A 15,474-nucleotide genomic window follows, 5' to 3' on the forward strand; every position below is an offset into this window, starting at 1 on the left:
GCCTGATCCGGATGCCTAGCCTGCCGCGTTCATCCCCTCGTCCAGCAGCGTCATCGCCGCCGCCGCGAAGTCCAGCATGTTCCGCCAGCGGTCGGCCGAGCCGGTCTCGAGCGTGCGCACCATTTCGATCGGGCCCGAGATGGCGAGGCAGCTATGGCCCGCCGCATCGCCGTACCGGTTGCCCGTGGGGCCGGCCGCGCCGGTCTCCGCCAGGCCCCAGCTGGCGCCCAGGCGCTCGCGCATGCGGCGCGCCAGCAGCAGGGCATAGGGTTCGCTGGAGGAGCGCATGCCCTCCATGTCCTCGGCCGTGATGCCGACCAGGCCGAGCCGCGCGGGCTGCGTGTAGGTGACGGCGCCGCCGAGGAAATAAGCGGAGGCGCCGGGCTGGGCCAGTAGTGCCGCCGCGATCAGGCCGCCGGCGGAGGATTCCGACACGGCGACCGTTTCCTTGCGGCGGCGCAGGTGCTCGCCGAGCGGGCCGGCGATCATCAGCAGCTTTTCCATGGGGCGCGTTCCTCTTCACCGCGAAGTGTGCGGCGGCCCGGCCCCATGGACAACCATCCTGAGGGGCAACCGCCCTCAGTCGAGCTTCGCCGCCCGCAGCCGCAGCGCATTGCCGACCACGCTCACCGAGGAGAGCGCCATCGCCGCCGCCGCGAAGACCGGCGAGAGCAGCAGGCCGAAGATCGGGTAGAGCACCCCCGCCGCCACCGGCACGCCCGCCGCGTTGTAGATGAAGGCGAAGAACAGGTTCTGCCGGATGTTCGACATCACCGCGCGCGAGAGGCGCCGCGCGCGCAGGATGCCGGCGAGATCGCCGCCCAGCAGGGTGATCCCCGCACTCTCGATGGCAACGCCGGTTCCCGTGCCCATGGCGATGCCGACCTCGGCCGCGGCCAGGGCCGGCGCGTCGTTCACGCCGTCACCGGCCATGGCGACGTGCCGGCCCTCGGCCTGCAGCCGCTCGACGAGGCGCTGCTTGTCCTCCGGCAGGGCCTCCGCATGCACCTCGGCGATGCCGAGCTTCCGGGCCACCGCCTCGGCCGTGGCGCGGCTGTCGCCGGTCAGCATCACCAGGCGCACGCCGTCGGCCACGAGCCCGGCGACGGCGGCGGCCGCATTCTCCTTCAGCGGGTCGGCGACGGCGAGGAGCCCCGCGGACCGGCCGTCGATCGCCACGAAGACGACGGAGGCGCCCTCGCCGCGCAGGCGCTCCGCCTCGGCGGCGAGGTCTGCGAGCTCCACGCCCCGCTCCCCCATCAACCGCGCGCTGCCGATGACCATGTCGCGGCCCTCGACGCGGCCGAGGACGCCGCGGCCGGTGGGCGCGTCGAAGCCCTCGACGGCGGGCACGACCAGGCCGCGCTTCTCCGCCGCGCGCACCACCGCTTCGGCCAAGGGATGCTGGCTCGGCCGCTCGAGGCCGGCGGCGAGGCGCAGCAGCTCCTCCTCCGCGAAGCCGCGCGGCACCACGGCCACGACCTCGGGCCGTCCCTGGGTCAGCGTGCCGGTCTTGTCGACGACCAGCGTGTCGATGCGCTCCATCCGCTCCAGCGCCTCGGCGTCACGGATCAGCACGCCGGCCTGGGCACCTCGGCCCACGCCCACCATGATCGACATGGGCGTCGCGAGGCCCAACGCGCAAGGGCAGGCGATGATGAGCACGGCCACCGCGGCCACCAGCCCATGGGCGAGGCGCGGCTCGGGGCCCCAGAGGCCCCAGGCCGCGAAGGCCAGCAGCGCCACGGCCACGACCACGGGCACGAACCAGCCGGCCACCTGGTCGGCCAGGCGCTGGATCGGCGCGCGCGAGCGCTGCGCCGAGGCCACCATGCGGACGATCTGCGACAGCACCGTGTCCTGCCCCACGCGATCGGCCCGCATGACGAAGCCGCCCTGCCCGTTCAGCGTGCCGCCGATGACGCGCGCCCCCGGCGCCTTGGCCACGGGCACGGATTCACCGGTCACCATGCTCTCGTCGAGGTAGGAATTGCCCTCCAGCACCTCGCCATCCAGCGGCACCTTGTCGCCGGGGCGGACGCGCAGGCTGTCCCCCACCTGGACCTCCGCCAGCGGCACCTCGGCATCCGAACCGTCGGGCGCGACGCGGCGCGCCATGGCGGGCGCGAGGTCGAGCAGCGCGCGGATGGCGCCGCCGGTCCGCTCGCGGGCGCGCAGCTCCAGCAGCTGGCCGACCAGGACCAGCAGCGTGATGACCGACGCCGCCTCGAAATAGACCGCGACGGTGCCGCCATGCCCTCGGAAGGCGTCTGGGAAGATTCCCGGCGCCGCGGTGGCGACCACGCTGAACAGCCAGGCGACGCCGGTGCCCAGCGCGATCAGCGTGAACATATTGAGGTTTCGCGTGATGAGGCTCTTCCAGCCGCGCTCGAAGAAGGGCCAGCCCACCCAGAGCACCACGGGCGTGGCGAGGACGAGCTGGATCCAGTTGCCGAGCTCCGGCGCCACGAGGTGCCGGCCGATGAGGTGGCTGCCCATCTCCAGAACGAAGACCGGCAGGGTCAGGACCAGGCCGATCCAGAAGCGGCGGGTGAAATCGACGAGCTCGGGGTTGGGGCCGGCATCGGCGGTCGGCACCTCGGGCTCCAGCGCCATGCCGCAGATCGGGCAGGTTCCGGGCCCGACCTGGCGGATCTCGGGATCCATCGGGCAGGTGTAGATGGCGCCGGGATCGACCGCGACGGCCTCCAGCTTCGGCTTCGGATTCAGGTAGCGGCCGGGATCGCCGGCGAACTTCGTGCGGCAGCCGGCCGAGCAGAAATGGTATTCCTTGCCGGCATGCTTCGCGTGGTGCGGCGTCTTCGCCGGGTCCACCGTCATCCCGCAGACCAGGTCCTTCACCTCGCCCGCGGCCGGGCTGGCGCCGTGGTGTCCGCCGCAGCAGCCCCCAGCCTTGGCCGGCTCCAGGTACTTCGCCGGGTCCGCCTGGAACTTGGTCCGGCAGCCGTTGCAGCAGAAGTGATAGGTCTTGCCCGCATGCTCCGCGTGATGCGGCGTCTTCGCCGGATCCACCGTCATGCCGCAGACCGGGTCCTTCGCCGTCGCCGCGACGGGCGCGGCGTCATGCCCGCCGCAGCAGGCGCCCGCCTTCGCGGGAGCGGCCTCGTGGCCGCCGCAGCAGCTGACCGCTTCCTCCGAAGCCACGTACTTCCCGGGATCGGCCTGGAACTTCGTGCGGCATCCGGCCGAGCAGAAATGATAGGCCTTGCCGGCATGCTCCGCGTGATGCGGCGTCTTCGCCGGGTCCACCGTCATCCCGCAGACGGGGTCCTTCACCGTCGCCGTCGCACCAGACATCTCGCACTCCTTGCCCTCGATGCAGCAGGAGGTGGCCCCTGACCCTATGGGAAGGTCAAGCCCACCTGGAGCACGATCGTTTTCGCCGGCTATTCCGCCGCGAGGGCCGGCGTTTCCGTGGCCTGCGCGGCGATGGCCCGCATCCAGACGGCCGTGTCGTGGAAGACCGCGCCGCCGGCCGGCGGCGCAGGATCGTCGCTGGTGAGGGCGTTGATGCCCATGCCGCCCTCGAAATCGGCATGGGGCCAGACGCTTTCCACGATGATCACACCGGGCTGAAGCCCATCGAACAGCTTCGCATGGACGATCACCTCGCCCCGGCCATTGCCGAGGCGGACGCGCCCGCCCTCCTCGATGCCGAGGCGCGCCGCATCCTCGGGATGAACCATTGCGGTGGGGCGGCCCTCGCGCTTCCGCGCCGTCGGCGTCTCGGTGAAGCTCGTATTGAGGAACTGCCGCGCCGGCGCCGTGACCAGGCGGAAGGGATACGCCGCGCTCGCCTCGTCGATCGTGGCCATGTGGTCCGGCAGCTTCGGCATGCGGGCGTGATCGGGGCCGATGGCGGCCCAGTCGGGGCGGAAGTGGAAGCGGCCGTCCTTGTGGCCGAAGCCCTCCAGGAAGTGGCTCGCCGTGAAATCCGGCTGCGCGTCGACCCAGCGGCCCGCCATCACCTCCTCCACGCCAGGCCAGCCGGAGGCACGCAGCGTGGCGTCGATCACCTCCCTCGCCGTCATGCCGAAGCCCGGATGCTCGGCGCCCAGGCGCTTCGCCAGCGCGGCCGTGACCTCATGGTTGGACAGGCAGTCGCCTGGCGCCTCGATGAGCTTGCGGCCGATCTGGATGTGGCTGTGGCCGCCCGCCTGGTAGAGGTCGTCGTGCTCCAGGAACATGGTCGCGGGCAGCACGATGTCGGCCATGCGGGCCGTCTCGGTCATGAACTGCTCGTGCACGCAGGTGAAGAGGTCCTCGCGGAGGAAGCCGCGGCGCACGCGGTTGCTGTCGGGCGCGACGGTCACGGGATTCACGTTCTGGATGAAGAGCGCATGGACCGGCGGGCCGTCGCCGAGTTCCTTCCGGTCGCCGGTCAGCACGGCGCCGATGCGCGACATGTCCATCTCGCGGATGGAGGTGTCCTTGCGGTCGAGCCCTTCGATGAGCGTCTTGTTCCAGTGGTAGATGCCGCGGTTGTTCCAGAAGGCCCCGGCGCCCTCGTGCCGCCACTTGCCGGTGACGGTGGGCAGGCAGGTCACGGCATGCAGCCCGGCCGCCCCGTTGCGCGAGCGAGAGAAGCCGTAGCCGCAGCGGATATAGGCGCGCTCGGTCGCGCCATATTCCCGCGCGAAGGCCTCGATGAGCTCGACGGAGAGGCCGGTGATGGCCGAGGCCCATTCGGGCCCGCGCTCGGCCAGATGCGCCTCCAGCCCCGGATCGGCATCGGAGTAGCGCGCCATGTAGTCGCGATCGCAAAAACCGTCGCGGAAGGCGACGTGCATCACCGCGCAGGCCAGCGCGCCATCCGTGCCGGGGCGGATCGGCAGGTGCAGGTCGGCCGCCTGGGCGGTGCCGGTGCGATAAGGATCGACGACGATGAGCCGCGCGCCGCGCTCCTTCCGGGCGCGGGTGACGTGGGTCATCACATTCACCTGCGTCGCCACGGGGTTGCCGCCCCACATGACGATGAGGTCGGACTTCGCCATCTCGCGCGGATCGGGGCCGGTAAACTTGCCCACGCCGGCCATCCAGCCGGACTCGCAGACCGTACTGCAGATGGTGCTGCGCTGGCGGGAATAGCGCATGACGTGGCGCAGGCGGTTGATGCCGTCCCGCTGCACGAGGCCCATGGTGCCGGCGAAGTAATAGGGCCAGACCGCCTCGGCGCCATGCGTCGCGGCGACGTCCATGAGGCGCTCCGCCACGCGGTCCAGCGCCTCCTCCATGCCGATCTCACGGAACTGGCCGGAGCCCTTGGGGCCGGTGCGCAGCAGCGCCTGCGTGACGCGGTCGGGGTGGTGCACGCGCTCGGAATAGCGCGCGACCTTCGCGCAGATGACGCCGGCGGTGTAGCTGTTGGCGGCCGCGCCGCGCACCGCGCCGATGCGCCGTGCGCCGGGCATCACCTCGACCTCCAGCGCGCAGGTCGAGGGGCAGTCATGGGGGCAGACGGAGCTTTCGAAGACGCCCCGCCCCTCGGTCTTGGTACTCATGCGGGCACCTCGGTCATGGTGCCCGCCAGACTGCCTGCTCAGCCGGTCTTGATCCAGACCGACTTCACGTTGAGGTACTCCTCGACGTGCTGCTTGCCGCTTTCGCGCCCGTAGCCACTCATCTTGTAGCCGCCGAAGGGCACGGCCGGGTCCATCGCCTGGTAGCAGTTGATCCAGACCGAGCCGGCGCGGATCGACTTCGCCAGCTTGTGGGCCTTGGTCACGTCACGGGTCCAGAGACCCGAACCGAGGCCGAAGCCCGTGTTGTTGGCGCGGGTGATGACCTCCTCGATGTCGTCGAAGGGGATCGCGGAGATCACCGGCCCGAAAATCTCCTCCTGCGCGATGCGCATGTCGTCCTTCACGTCGGCGAAGACGGTCGGCGGCACGAAGAAGCCCTTGGACAGGGCGCCCTCGGTCAGCCGCTCGCCGCCGGAGAGCGGGCGCGCGCCCTCCTGCCGGCCGATGGAGAGATAGCCGGTGACACGATCGAGCTGCTCGACGGAAACCAGGGGGCCGACCTGCACGTCGGGGTCGCGCCCGTCGCCCACCTTCAGCGTCTTGCCGAAATCGGCGACGCGCTGGGAGAACTCCTCGTAGATCTTGCGCTCGACGAAGAGGCGCGTGCCAGCGCTGCAGATCTGGCCGGAATTGGCGAAGACCGCCATGGCCGCGCCGGGCACCGCCGCGTCGAGATCGGCATCGGCGAAGACCACGTCCGGCGACTTGCCGCCGAGCTCCAGCGAGACGCGCTTGAGGTTACCGGCCGAGGCCTGGATGATCTTCTGGCCCGTGACGTGCGAGCCGGTGAAGGCCACCTTGTCCACGTCGCGATGGGCGGAGAGCGCGGCGCCCGCCGTCTCGCCATAGCCGGGGACGACGTTCACGACGCCCGGCGGGATGCCCGCCTCCATGCAGAGCTCGGCCAGGCGCAGCGGGGTGAGCGGCGCCTCCTCGGCCGGCTTCAGCACCACGGTGCAGCCGGTGGCGATGGCGGGGCCGATCTTCCAGATCGTCGCCGTCAGCGGGCCGTTCCAGGGGATGATGGCGCCGACGACGCCGACCGGCTCCTTCAGCGTGAAGGAGGTGACCTCGCCGGGCAGCGAGTTCTCGATGGTCTCGCCATGGATGGCCGTCGTCTGGCCGGCATAGTAGCGCAGCATGCCGACGGCGCGCAGGCGACTGCCGCGCGTGCGGCTCATCGGCGCGCCCATGTCGAGCGTGTCGAGGTCGGCCAGCTCCTCGAAATGCTTGTCGACGAGGTCGGCGAGCTTGAGCAGCAGGTTCTGCCGCTCGAAGGGCTTCACACGGGACCAGGGCCCCTCGAAGGCGCGGCGCGCGGCCGTGACGGCGCGGTCGATATCCTCGGCATCGCCTTCGGCGACGGTGGCCAGGAGTTCGCCGGTGGCGGGGTTGAAGGTCTCGAAGGTCTTCCCGGAGGCAGCCTCCAACCACTTCCCGTCGATCAGCATGCGCTTGAGCTTGCCGTCCAGGAAGGGGTGACGAGTCACTCGGACATCGACGTTCATGCTTGAACCTCCTTCGTTATATTTTTCCCTTTATAACGCGATGACGGCCGACCGTCCATCCGCCAAGGCTGACAGCGGCGCGCAGGCAGGCTTCAATGGGCCGGTGTCCGATCCTGCCACCCTTCCCTTCCGCGTGAGCATCCGGCTCGACCTCGCCTCCGGCGGCAAGGTCGGGCCCGGCAAGATCGCGCTGCTCGAGGCCATCGCCGAGACGGGCTCGATCGCCGCCGCGGCGCGGGCGCTCGGCATGTCCTATCCGCGCGCCTGGGGGCTGGTCGAAGCGCTCGACGTCGCCATCGGCGCGCCGGTGGTGACGCGCACGCCGGGCGGCCAGCGGGGCGGCGGCGCCACGCTCACCGAGACGGGGCGCGCGCTCATCGCGCGCTACCGCGACGTCGAGGCCGCCGCGCAGCGCGCCGCGGGACCGCCGGGCGACTGATCGCGCGGCTTGTCGTCCGCTATAGTTCATGGGCTATAACGATGGCTCCAGGTGGAGCGGCCCATGACCCATCCGACCGCAAAGACCGTCGAACTGTGCGCGAGCGCGCTGCCGACGGTGGCGGGAAGTCGGGTCCGGCACGCCTGCGCCTCGCCCCCTTCTTCCTGACCGGCCCGACGGACGATGGCCCCGCCATCCGCTTCGCCGCGCCTGCCTTTACGCCGAACTGAGTCCAAGGAGCCCCAGATGCAACGCCGCTTTCTCGCCGCCCTCGCGGTCCTTGGCCTGCTGGCCGCCCCCGCCATGCCCCGCGCCCAGGAGGCGCCGCTCACGGTCTTCGCCGCAGCCAGCCTGACCGATGCGATGCGCACCCTCGCGCAGGAATGGCAGAGCCGCGGCAATCCGGCGCCGCGCCTCTCCTTCGCGGCCTCCTCGGCCCTGGCCCGACAGATCGAGCAGGGCGCGCCGGCCGAGCTGTTCATGAGCGCGGACGAGCCTTGGATGGACTACCTGCAGGAGCGCAACCTGATCGTGAACGCGACCCGCGTGAGCCCGATCAGCAATGCCCTGGTGCTGGTGGCGCCCTCCAACGCGGCCCAGCCCGTGGAGCTCACGCGCACGACGAACCTGGCGGCCCTGCTCGGCGCCAATGGCCGCATCGCGACCGGCGACCCGGCGCATGTGCCCGTCGGCCGCTATGCCCAGGCCGCGCTGACCTGGATGGGCCAGTGGGACGCGATCGCCCCGCGCCTCGCCCGTGCGGACAATGTGCGCTCGGCGCTGCTGCTGGTGGAGCGCGGTGAGGCGCCCTACGGCATCGTCTACGCCACGGATGCGGCGGCGAGCACGGGCGTGCGCGTGGTCGGCACCTTCCCGGCGGAGAGCCACGCGCCGGTCACCTACCCCTTCGCGCTGACCCGCCGGGCGGAGGGCAGTGCCCAGGCCCGCGCGCTGCTGGCCTATCTGACTGGTCCCGAGGCAGCGCCGGTCTGGCAGCGCTACGGCTTCGGGCTGACCCGCCGCTGAGGCTTTTGGTTCCGGAGAACCCGATCATGCGAGGCCGCATGATCGGGATCCGCGCCGCCCTCAGGACAGCAGCGAGACGACGCCGCCGATCGCGAGGTTGACCACCAGGGCCACCACGAAGACCGCAATCGTGAAGACGACGGCCCGTTGCGCCGGTATCCGCGCCACGATCGGCGCGCCGAGGTAGAAGAGGTAGACGCTGTACAGCGCGCCCACGAGCGAAAGCAGCGCGCCCACCACCGGTATCAGCAGGAAGATGCCCGCGACCCAAGAAGCGGTGGGCGCGTAGGCCGCCAGCTTCATGGCCGCCAACCCATCCTTCGGGGCATCGAAGGTCGGCATCAGCAGCTCGATGATCTTGGCCAGGATGAAGATGCCCACCAGGCCGAGCACGTAGCTGATCACCGCGCCGGTCAGGAGCGCGCCCGTCGACACCAGGCCGCCGATCATCAGATAGGCGCCGACGAAGCCGGCGATCGCCGGGATCGCGGAAAGCGGCATGACGTAGCCCGTGAAGAGGCCGCCCACGCTGGCGGGCTCCGCCGCCACCGCATTCCATTCGACATGCGGCTGGGCCAGCAGGCCCTTCACGCGCGACACGATATCCATTCGCGGTCTCCCCTTCTTCCGCGCCGGACATGGCGCGGCGCGATACTGCGCGGTGACCTTGCGCCGAAGCAAGAATTGCCGCCGCCCGGCAGCCGATCAGGCAGGCCCGAGGCGATGGCCCGCCACTTCCTCCTGCTCCGGCACGACGTCGAGCAGCGCCGCCGCATCCCCCGCCTGCAGCACGATATTCCGCCGCGCACGGCCCGAGGCATTCATGCCGCCGCCATGCAGCACCTTGGGGTGAATGACGACGAGATCGCCCGGATCGCAGAGCACCGGCACGGCCTCGTGCAGCTGCGCCTCCTCCGGCCGGGGATGCGCGCGGGCCGCGGCATCGTCGATCAGATGGGAGCCGGGGAGGAAGGTCGTGGCGCCGCCCTCCTCCGTCATGCCGTCGAGGCAGAGCATCACGCGCACGAAGCTCGGCGTCGCCGGGCAGGCATAGCGATTCGGGAAGTCGCGATGCCAGCCGATGCGGCGCCCGAAGCGCGGGTGCTTGATGGTGACGTTCATGAAATGCGCCACCACCTCCGGCACGCCGACGGCATCGCGCACGGCGCCCCCGATCGCCGGCTCCCGCAGGACGGACCAGAAGACATCGTCGAAGGCGACGGGATCGCCGAGGATGAAGATGGCATCGCCCACCTCGGCCGCGGCGATGCCGCCCCGATGTGCTTCCGGCAGGTCGCGCTCGAAGGTCAGTCGCGCCAGCAGGGACGGCGGCAGCCCAGAGACCGTGGCCTGGACGCGCCGGACCGCGCCGTCCAGCGCCGACAGGAGCGGTTCGGGCACGGCGCGGCGAATGACGGAAAACCCGTCCCGGGCGAAGGCCTCGCGGTCCAGGACGGCCGCCATCCCGAGCTCAGCTGCCGGGCGTCCAGTACCGGCTGAAGGCCTCCGGCGCGGGGCGGATCGGCCGCGGGCGGTCGCCCTCGGGCGTGCCGACATAGATCCAGCCCAGCAGGGAATCGCCCGCCGCGAAGCCGAGGGCGGTCAGCACCGCCGGATCCTTCAGCGACGGCGACGACAGCCAGCAGCCACCGAAGCCCGTCGCGTCGAGGGCGTGCAGGAAGTTCATGATGCCGGCCGCGGCCGAGGCCTCCTGCTCCCAGGGCGGAACGCCGGGCCGGTCATGGTTGATGGCCGCGCCGGCCGCCACGACCAGGGGCGCGCGGAGCGGCTTGCCGCGCTCGATCTCCAGGCGCTCGGCCGGCGTGTCGGGCGCGCGGGCCAGCAGCGAGGCGGCGAGGAGGTCGCCCAGCGCCCGCCGCGCCTCGCCCTCGATGAAGACGAAGCGCCAGGGCCGCAGGCCGCCATGGTCGGGCGCCCGCAGCGCCGCGGACACCGCGAGGTCCAGGGCCGCGCGGTCGGGCACCGGGGCGCGCAGCAGGCGTGGCGGCACCGAGGCCCGGCCCAGCAGGGCGTCGAGCGCGGAAGGGGGAGGAGCGAGATGATCCGGCATGGGGTCAGTTTCCGACATGGGAGGACCGGGCGAAAGGGACGTCTGGTCCGTGAGGTGAAATTCTAATTGCGAATCACTCTCAATCGCAATAGATTTGCGCAGCCAGTCAGGAGACATGACGATGCGCTGTGCCCCGCTCTCCCCCTTTCTCCTCGCCACGCCGGGCGCCGTCTCGCAAACCATGGCCGAAAAACCCCTGCCTGGCCCGGGACCTCTCCAGGCCCCGCCCCCGCCCGCCAATTCGAACTGAGGTCCCGTCCCCGATGGAGCCCTGCAATCCCGACCACCATCCCGCCCCTGGCGAGCGCGCGCTGCTCGACCTCGGACCGGAGGAGCTTTTCGTCGTCGCCGCGCTGCGCGCCTGGGTCGCGCCGCTGATGCGCCCCGGCACGCCGCACCCCGACTGGCGGGAGATGTTCCGCCTGGCGGGCGTCGCCTCGGCGGGTGCCGTGGGCTTCGATCTGATGATGTCGGTCGTCGGCGAGTCCGCGCAGCGGATCATCGAGGTCCGCTGCTGCCGCTGCCCCTCGCTCGGCGCGGACGAGGTCGCCATGCTGCGCCTGGTCGAGGCCCTGCAGAACGACGACACACTGTCGGCGCTCGACGTCATCTCCGACTGGGTGCCCCCTGGCTCGGTGGCACCGGCGCTGCGGGGTGCGGAGCGCTTCACCGCGATGATGTCCGCCGCCGGCCACCGGCTGCCCGCCCAGGCCATGCCCGCCCAGGCGATGGAACGGCCGGCCGGGATGATGCTTCATTAATGCAGGACAGGCGCCCAGGCTGGGCGTCGAGTGAAATCACGCGGATTCTGCCGGCCAGCAAAGCGCCGCAGGAAACCGCCACGACCCATTACATCATGGGCTGATATCCGTGATTCCGGGTATTCGCACACCTGATTAATGACAGTTATTCGGGAAATTTTCTGAACCTGTCACAGAATAGGTGAAATTTCATAAAGTATTGACATATCTCCGGACCCACCAGGATCATCTGTTCGTCAAACAAGTCGGATCGCGGACAGATGACCAAGATTGGCTACCACGGGACCAGCCGGCGTCATCACAGCTCACTGGATAAGGGCATCAAGCCCGTCGCCAGCGATTGGGACGCGAATTCGGGCGGAGAGCTGGGGCAAGGATTCTACGTCGCCAACAATATCGAGGCGGCAACAATTTATGGCTATGGGGTCTGCACAACCCAGGCCCATCCGGTCGCGGAGGACAACTACATCGATATCTGGGCGGTATACAGCTCTGTAGAGCTGGACCAGTTAAATCACTTCGCCGTCAGTTCCCAGCAGACCTGGTCCAAGTTCCCCAAAAGCTATTTCGATAATTTTCATTTCGTCTATCTGTACAATGATCCTGGCTTCAAGGCCGCGCTGAGCCCACCGCGCAAGGCCACCAAGGCAGAGATTCCCGAGATCACGCAGATCAAGTTCAACCCGAATATCTTTCCTTTCGGCGTGCTGACCCTGGCCTTCCATAAAAAGATCGCGGTCAACGACGCCCTGGGATAGCGGCCCATCGGGCCGGATCATCGGCACGGCACCAGTTGCCGCGCCGCGATGACCCGGAAAGGGCCCGCCCCTAGCCGCCGGCGGGCAGCTCCGACGGGGGCACCGTGCCGGGGCGCGGATCGATCGGCACCAGGGCGGCGAGGCCGCTCGCGCGCTCGAACAGGGCCGCCGCCTGCAGCGCGATGTCGTCCCGGCGCGGCGGCGCGGCCACCTGCAGGCCGACCGGCCGGCCGTACTGGTCGAAACCGCACGGAACGGCGACGGCGGGGCAGCCCGCCAGCGTGATCGCCGCATTGATCATCGAGCCCGCCATGTAGTTTTCCAGCTTCACGCCGGCGATGGTGTCCGGGTTGCGGAGCATCACGTCGAAGGCCGGCGTGGCGGCGCCCGGCGTCACGAAGACGTCGTACTTCGAGAAGAGTGCGACCATGCGGCGATAGAAGGCCGCGCGCTCGCGATCCGCCCAGGCCAGCTGGCTCGGCGTCGCCTTCAGCCCGCGCTCGGTGTTCCAGATGATGTCGGGCTTGATGAGGTCCCGATGCGTCTGCAGCTGCGCCTCGCGGTCCACGACGAAGGACTGGCTGCGCAGGATGAGGAAGGCCTCGCCAAGCTGCGCGAGATCGGGCGCGAATTCCTCCACGATGCAGCCCGCCGCCTCGAAGGCGCGGACGGCCTTCATGCAGATCTCCCGCGTCTCGCGGTCCACCGGCAGCTGGCCGTTGAAGTCGGCCGTGAAGGCGATGCGCTTCGGCCGCTCGGCCTCGGCCGCCGCCACGGCCTCGGCGTAGCTGCGGGCCGGCGCGTCGTAGGTCAGCGGGTCGGCCAGGCACCAGCCGGCCATGCTGTCGAGGAACAGCGCGAGGTCGGGCACGTTGCGCGCCATCGGCCCCTGCACCGAGAGCGGCGAGAAGGTGTTGTTCACCGTCCCCCGCGTCACCCGGCCCGGCGAGGGGCGCAGGCCCACCACGCTGCAATAGGTGCCGGGCCGGCGCAGGCTGCCGCCATGATCGGTGCCCTGGGCGAGCCAGACCTCGCCCGTCGCGACGGAGACCGCGCCGCCGCCCGTGCTGCCGCCGCAGGTGAGGGAGGTGTTCCAGGGATTACGGGTGCGACCGAAGACCTCGTTGAAGGTGGAGCCGCCGGCGCCGAATTCCGGCGTGTTGGACTTGCCGACGACGATGCCGCCATGCGCCTCGATCCGCTTCACCACGGGGTGCGAGGCGGAGGGCACGTGATCCTTGAAGATCGGCGAGCCGTAGGTGGTGCGGACTCCGGCGACGTCCGTCAGGTCTTTGATGCTGACCGGCAGGCCGCCGAGCCAGCCGGCCTGGCCCTCGAGCTCCCGCCCCTGCCCCGCCATCAGCCGCTTCGCGTGATCGCGCGCGCGGTCGAAGCAGAGGGTCGGCATCGCGTTCACCTCAGGCTCGACGGCGGCGGCACGCGCCTCCGCGGCATCGATGAGCTCCAGCGGCGAGACCTCGCGGCGCTGAAGGCGGGCCACCGCCTCGGTGGCGGTCAGGCGGATCAGATCGTCATGCATGGCGCGAAGTCTGGCACCGCTTCGCGGGGCCGCCCAGCCTGCGCGGCGGCTCTTGTGCGAGAGTCCTTGTAAGCAATTTGCGCGGGCCCTCCCGGGAGCCTTGCGACGCCCGCCCCCGCATGCTGCATTGCAGCATCCGTCAGCCGGAAGCTTCTCCCATGTCCAAGCCTGCCCTCCTCTTCGCCATGCCCATTCTTCCGAAGCTGCGGGAGCGGCTGGCGGACCGCTTCGAGATCTTCGGGCCGCTCGACCGCGACAACCCGCTGCCCGTGCCGCCGGGCGCGGAGAAGGCGCGGGCGCTGATCACCCTCGGCAGCCTCCGGACCGATGCCGCGCTGATCGAGGCGCTGCCGGAGCTCGGCCTCATCTCCTGCTACGGCACGGGCTTCGAGGGCGTGGACCGCGCCGTGGCCGCGCGCCGGGGCATCGCGGTCACCCATGCGGGCGATGCGAACGCGACCTCCGTCGCGGAATTCGCCATGGGCCTCGTCATCGCGGCGGGGCGCGGCGTGGCGCGCGGCGACCGCGTCGTGCGCTCGGGCCAATGGGCGAATCTCGCGCTGGATCGCGTGCCGATGACGCCGGGCCTCGCGGGGCAGCGGCTGGGCATCTACGGCATGGGCTCCATCGGGCTGAAGATCGCTCGCCGCGCGGCCGCCTTCGAGATGGAGATCGGCTACCACAACCGCTCCCGCCGGGCGGAGGCGGAGCACGCCTATTTCGGCAGCCTGCACGAGCTCGCGGCCTGGGCGGATGTGCTGGTCGTGGCCGTGCGCGCGAGCGCGGAGAACCGCCACGCGGTGAATGCGGAGATCCTGGAAGCGCTGGGGCCGCAGGGCGTGCTGGTCAATATCGCCCGCGGCAGCGTGGTGGACGAGACGGCGCTCTGCGAGGCGCTGGAGACGGGGAAAATCCTCGCCGCCGGCCTCGACGTCTTCGAGAACGAGCCCCAGGTGCCCGAGCGCCTGAAGGCGCTCGAGAACGCGGTGCTGACGCCGCATATGGCGGCACTCTCGCGCGGCGCCCAGCGCGACCAGCAGAAGGTGCTGATCGACAATCTGGACGCCTTCGTCGCGGGGCGGCCGCTTTCCTCGCTGCTGCCCGAGGCCTGACGGCTCAGCCGAAGAGCTTCGCCGCCGTCTTCGCCACCAGCTCGCCCTGGTGGCGCGCGCCCTCCAGCTCGATCGCGCTGGGCTGGCGGGAGCCGTCGCCGCCCGCGATGGTCGTGGCGCCGTAGGGCGCGCCGCCGACGACCTCGCCCAGCGCCATCTGGCCCTGGTGGCTGTACGGCAGGCCCACGATCACCAGGCCGAAATGCAGCAGGTTGGTGATGATCGAGAAGAGCGTCGTCTCCTGCCCGCCATGCTGCGTCGCGGTCGAGGCGAAGGCCGCGCCGACCTTGCCGTTCAGCGCGCCGCGCGCCCAGAGGCCGCCCGCTTGGTCCAGGAAGGCCGCCATCTGCGAGGACATGCGGCCGAAGCGCGTGCCCGTGCCGACGATGATCGCGTCGTAATCCGCGAGGTCGGAGACCTGGGCCACGGGCGCGGCCTGGTCGAGCTTGAAGTGCGCGCCCTGGGCGATCTCCAGCGGCACCGTCTCGGGGACGCGCTTGATGTCGACCTGCGCGCCGGCCGCGCGCGCCCCCTCGGCGACGGCGCCGGCCATCGTCTCGATGTGGCCGTAGGACGAGTAGTAGAGCACCAGAACCTTTGCCATGTCGGCCTCCTGAATGGTTCGCCTGATGTGAGGCCACGGGAGCGGGCCGGCTTGGCGAAAGAGATCACCCGGCGTGGGGCTGGGCTTCGAATTCCATCTAGGCCCCGGCACA

At 70.5% G+C, this 15,474-nt stretch carries 14 protein-coding genes; 5 read left to right on the forward strand and 9 right to left on the reverse strand.

What is annotated here, in order from left to right; all coding sequences use genetic code 11:
* Positions 1-15: 15 nt before the first annotated feature.
* The 4 genes from KHU32_RS00480 to KHU32_RS00500 form a co-directional block, all read right to left on the reverse strand.
* Positions 16-504: a CinA family protein gene (locus tag KHU32_RS00480; protein WP_213668097.1), complete on the reverse strand. Its 489-nt coding sequence runs from the start codon at positions 502-504 to the stop codon at positions 16-18.
* Positions 505-579: 75 nt separating this feature from the next.
* Positions 580-3,318, reverse strand: a complete 2,739-nt coding sequence (locus KHU32_RS00485; protein WP_249680457.1) for a heavy metal translocating P-type ATPase — start codon at positions 3,316-3,318, stop codon at positions 580-582.
* A gap of 89 nt (positions 3,319-3,407) precedes the next feature.
* Positions 3,408-5,522 carry a molybdopterin-containing oxidoreductase family protein gene (locus tag KHU32_RS00495; protein WP_213668098.1) on the reverse strand — a complete coding sequence of 705 codons (2,115 nt, stop codon included), beginning with the start codon at positions 5,520-5,522 and terminating at the stop codon, positions 3,408-3,410.
* A 38-nt stretch (positions 5,523-5,560) separates the two neighbouring features.
* Positions 5,561-7,051, reverse strand: coding sequence for an aldehyde dehydrogenase family protein (locus KHU32_RS00500; protein ID WP_213668099.1), 1,491 nt, complete (start codon positions 7,049-7,051; stop codon positions 5,561-5,563).
* A 103-nt stretch (positions 7,052-7,154) separates the two neighbouring features.
* Between KHU32_RS00500 and KHU32_RS00505 the strand changes: the two genes are divergently transcribed.
* Positions 7,155-7,490, forward strand: coding sequence for a winged helix-turn-helix domain-containing protein (locus KHU32_RS00505; RefSeq protein WP_213668100.1), 336 nt, complete (start codon positions 7,155-7,157; stop codon positions 7,488-7,490).
* 246 nt (positions 7,491-7,736) lie between these two features.
* Positions 7,737-8,516 (forward strand): molybdate ABC transporter substrate-binding protein, encoded by a 780-nt coding sequence (gene modA / locus KHU32_RS00510; RefSeq protein WP_213668101.1) that lies wholly within the window; start codon positions 7,737-7,739, stop codon positions 8,514-8,516.
* A 60-nt stretch (positions 8,517-8,576) separates the two neighbouring features.
* Here modA and KHU32_RS00515 read toward each other — a convergent pair whose 3' ends face one another.
* The 3 genes from KHU32_RS00515 to KHU32_RS00525 all read right to left on the reverse strand — a co-directional run bounded on the left by KHU32_RS00515 (position 8,577) and on the right by KHU32_RS00525 (position 10,587).
* Positions 8,577-9,125, reverse strand: a complete 549-nt coding sequence (locus KHU32_RS00515; RefSeq protein WP_213668102.1) for a Yip1 family protein — start codon at positions 9,123-9,125, stop codon at positions 8,577-8,579.
* 96 nt (positions 9,126-9,221) lie between these two features.
* Entirely contained in the window at positions 9,222-9,980 is a 759-nt protein-coding gene (locus KHU32_RS00520; RefSeq protein ID WP_213668103.1) for a phytanoyl-CoA dioxygenase family protein, read from the reverse strand.
* Positions 9,981-9,987: 7 nt separating this feature from the next.
* Entirely contained in the window at positions 9,988-10,587 is a 600-nt protein-coding gene (locus KHU32_RS00525; RefSeq protein ID WP_213668104.1) for a nitroreductase family protein, read from the reverse strand.
* A gap of 263 nt (positions 10,588-10,850) precedes the next feature.
* Between KHU32_RS00525 and KHU32_RS00530 the strand changes: the two genes are divergently transcribed.
* On the forward strand, positions 10,851-11,348 hold the full coding sequence (locus KHU32_RS00530; protein ID WP_213668105.1) for a hypothetical protein: 498 nt from the start codon (positions 10,851-10,853) through the stop codon (positions 11,346-11,348).
* A gap of 260 nt (positions 11,349-11,608) precedes the next feature.
* Entirely contained in the window at positions 11,609-12,106 is a 498-nt protein-coding gene (locus tag KHU32_RS00535) for a hypothetical protein (RefSeq protein ID WP_213668106.1), read from the forward strand.
* Between the two features lie 70 nt (positions 12,107-12,176).
* Here KHU32_RS00535 and KHU32_RS00540 read toward each other — a convergent pair whose 3' ends face one another.
* Positions 12,177-13,646, reverse strand: a complete 1,470-nt coding sequence (locus tag KHU32_RS00540; protein ID WP_213668107.1) for an amidase — start codon at positions 13,644-13,646, stop codon at positions 12,177-12,179.
* 158 nt (positions 13,647-13,804) lie between these two features.
* On the opposite strand from KHU32_RS00540, the gene KHU32_RS00545 reads away from it, so the two are divergent.
* The gene (locus KHU32_RS00545) at positions 13,805-14,758 is read left to right on the forward strand and encodes a 2-hydroxyacid dehydrogenase (RefSeq protein ID WP_213668108.1); all 954 of its coding nucleotides are present in this window, start codon (positions 13,805-13,807) and stop codon (positions 14,756-14,758) included.
* Between the two features lie 4 nt (positions 14,759-14,762).
* Here the strand turns inward: KHU32_RS00545 and wrbA are convergent, their stop codons facing one another.
* Positions 14,763-15,362: an NAD(P)H:quinone oxidoreductase gene (gene wrbA / locus KHU32_RS00550; protein ID WP_213668109.1), complete on the reverse strand. Its 600-nt coding sequence runs from the start codon at positions 15,360-15,362 to the stop codon at positions 14,763-14,765.
* Positions 15,363-15,474: the final 112 nt, after the last annotated feature.

Origin of the sequence: Roseococcus pinisoli (assembly GCF_018413645.1) — a bacterium.
GTDB lineage: Bacteria > Pseudomonadota > Alphaproteobacteria > Acetobacterales > Acetobacteraceae > Roseococcus > Roseococcus pinisoli.

Coding starts and splice junctions, on each gene's coding strand:
- KHU32_RS00495 (WP_213668098.1), bottom strand. CDS start 5,522: ATGAGTACCAAGACCGAGGGGCGGGGCGTCTTCGAAAGCTCCGTCTGC.
- KHU32_RS00500 (WP_213668099.1), bottom strand. CDS start 7,051: ATGAACGTCGATGTCCGAGTGACTCGTCACCCCTTCCTGGACGGCAAG.
- KHU32_RS00515 (WP_213668102.1), bottom strand. CDS start 9,125: ATGGATATCGTGTCGCGCGTGAAGGGCCTGCTGGCCCAGCCGCATGTC.
- KHU32_RS00545 (WP_213668108.1), top strand. CDS start 13,805: ATGTCCAAGCCTGCCCTCCTCTTCGCCATGCCCATTCTTCCGAAGCTG.
- KHU32_RS00480 (WP_213668097.1), bottom strand. CDS start 504: ATGGAAAAGCTGCTGATGATCGCCGGCCCGCTCGGCGAGCACCTGCGC.
- KHU32_RS00520 (WP_213668103.1), bottom strand. CDS start 9,980: ATGGCGGCCGTCCTGGACCGCGAGGCCTTCGCCCGGGACGGGTTTTCC.
- KHU32_RS00525 (WP_213668104.1), bottom strand. CDS start 10,587: ATGCCGGATCATCTCGCTCCTCCCCCTTCCGCGCTCGACGCCCTGCTG.
- wrbA (WP_213668109.1), bottom strand. CDS start 15,362: ATGGCAAAGGTTCTGGTGCTCTACTACTCGTCCTACGGCCACATCGAG.
- modA (WP_213668101.1), top strand. CDS start 7,737: ATGCAACGCCGCTTTCTCGCCGCCCTCGCGGTCCTTGGCCTGCTGGCC.
- KHU32_RS00530 (WP_213668105.1), top strand. CDS start 10,851: ATGGAGCCCTGCAATCCCGACCACCATCCCGCCCCTGGCGAGCGCGCG.
- KHU32_RS00535 (WP_213668106.1), top strand. CDS start 11,609: ATGACCAAGATTGGCTACCACGGGACCAGCCGGCGTCATCACAGCTCA.
- KHU32_RS00540 (WP_213668107.1), bottom strand. CDS start 13,646: ATGCATGACGATCTGATCCGCCTGACCGCCACCGAGGCGGTGGCCCGC.
- KHU32_RS00485 (WP_249680457.1), bottom strand. CDS start 3,318: ATGTCTGGTGCGACGGCGACGGTGAAGGACCCCGTCTGCGGGATGACG.